At 54.9% G+C, this 2055-nt stretch carries 3 protein-coding genes; all 3 read left to right on the top strand.

What is annotated here, in order from left to right:
- The first annotated feature begins 680 nt into the window (after nucleotides 1-680).
- On the top strand, nucleotides 681-1037 hold the full coding sequence (locus tag RE6C_RS32265) for a hypothetical protein (RefSeq protein ID WP_160167225.1): 357 nt from the start codon (nucleotides 681-683) through the stop codon (nucleotides 1035-1037).
- Between the two features lie 104 nt (nucleotides 1038-1141).
- The gene (locus tag RE6C_RS17950) at nucleotides 1142-1717 is read left to right on the top strand and encodes a leucine-rich repeat domain-containing protein (RefSeq protein ID WP_008658789.1); all 576 of its coding nucleotides are present in this window, start codon (nucleotides 1142-1144) and stop codon (nucleotides 1715-1717) included.
- 135 nt (nucleotides 1718-1852) lie between these two features.
- On the top strand, nucleotides 1853-2055 hold a 203-nt coding region (locus RE6C_RS32960; protein ID WP_236618314.1), incomplete at its 3' end, for a hypothetical protein.

Raw genomic sequence — 2055 nt, 5'->3', positions numbered from 1 at the left:
CGCCGACAGACGAGATGTGTCACATGAATCCCCCCAATTCGGACATTCCAGATCATCTCAAGATTCGTTTCTGGCGTCGTCTGAAATGTCGCGTTTCTTGGCTTGCCGCCAAACCGGAAGAACGACACGGCTGCTTCCGGATCGCTCGTCGCGGTGGGTCTTTCTGGTTTCATTCGACGAACTTTCTACGATCGACCGTCCAGGGGGCGTACCTGCGTTGCCTTCCCATTGACGACGCTGATTTGGAGACAATTGGAACTTTCCGGCATTGCGAGGCACTTGACCTCGGCGGGACATGCATCTCCGACCACGGTATTCGATACCTGTCGCGAATGGAGAGTCTCCAATACCTATTCTTGTGGCACACTCAAATCTCTGATGCTGCGATTGATTGGATTGCTAAAATCCCACAGCTGAGAATGCTTTCAGTGTGCAACACGTCAATCTCATTAGATGGCGTGGACAATCTACACTGTAGCCTGAAAGACTGTTTGCTATGCCTGGACGATGATCATTACCGTTGTGGACAGCTGCGTGATCTGGATGCACTACGCTCCTTTGCCGAATCTTGATTGCGGCGAACCATCCGATGCACCCGAGTCGCCGAGTCGGGCGTTTTAACAATGGAAGATCTCCCGCGGCGACCGGGTGATCGGCAACGTTACCCAACTGAAATCCCCATGAACGCGCCGCGGAATGACCGCGACTCACTTCGCATCTCGATTGGTGCCTGCTTTGTCGTTACGGCCGCGATCGCATTTACTTTGGCTGTGTACAAACACTACGGGCTTGCCGGTGCTGCGTTTGCGTTGGCTGTCATTGCGTGCACTTGGTTCGTCCTGTCTCGCATGTCCGTTCCATCGCTGCTTCCGATCAACTCGCGACGACTGACCGTCACCGAATTGTTTACATTGCTCGGACTGTGCGCGATACTGTATGGATTATCGCTCCCAACCGTGAGTTCTATCCCGCGTGGGCGACCTCCTGTCGCGTTACCGCCACCAGCAACAAACGCCGCAATTCAGAGCGGCGGGTAACCATCGCGTGAACCGGAGAACGGGAGCTGAGCGATCTGGCCGTTAGAAACTTTCCTGCGCGTTCCCGGTTACGCGTGACGTTACGACACTGAAGATTTCGCCACATGACGGATGACCAACGCGTTGCTCGCCTCGTCGCTGAATTGGCGGGCACCGGCGCACAGATCAACGGCGCGTTTCAGGTTTGGGCACTCGACGCGCAGCTGACCGACGCCCACTTGCATGGAATCTCAAGCTGGGCCGACCTTGAATTCTTGATGGCCGCGGGTTGCCCGATCACCGATGCCGGACTGGCTTCGATTTGCTGCTTTCGTCGGCTAGCTTCACTCGACATAGGTGGCACGGCAATCACTGCGAATGCGATCTCAACCGCCGAACTGCCGGAAACGCTTACAACCCTCGGTTTATACGACATCCCATTGACAGATGATGCTGCTAATCGAATTGCGCAGTTGACCGAAATAAAGATGCTTAATTGCAACGAATGCGGATTGTCACTGCCCGCATTTCACCGCTTGGTTGAACTTCCAAAGCTGCGCGGATTCGAGGCGTTGGGCTGTCCTGTCCCAGACGATGATGCGCGAGCAATTTCTCGACGCATCCCACACGGTCTGCTACGATTGGACTCAGGCGTGTGGCGCAATGGAGACGTCAAACGTCCGCCAAGAAACAAGTCGTAACAATCGCGTGCACCGGAGTACGCGAGCCGAGCGGTTTTGAAGTTGAAAATCTTCCGCGCGTACCCGGTGACGCGTGACGTTCGTCGGCAGATCGGTGACCGCAGATTCGGGGCACATGTTATGAATCGCCGAAGATTGAAACTCGTCTCGATTGCTATCGCCTTATGGATCCTCGCCGGTTTAGCATCCTTCGCCACCGGAGTCACCTTTCCGGCCCTCTTCAACCGTGTTCACGAGATTGAATACGGATGCTCCGATCCAACGATCGTTAATGGCATTTGGATACGCCCGTGCGTAAACAGCAAATCTCGCGGTTTCACCATGCCGCTTCTTTCAGT

The organism is Rhodopirellula europaea 6C (assembly GCF_000338295.1).
In the GTDB taxonomy this organism is placed as follows: Bacteria; Planctomycetota; Planctomycetia; order Pirellulales; family Pirellulaceae; genus Rhodopirellula; species Rhodopirellula europaea.
The sequence above is the reverse complement of the archived record's forward strand: the minus strand, read 5'-3'. Positions and strand labels throughout refer to the sequence as shown.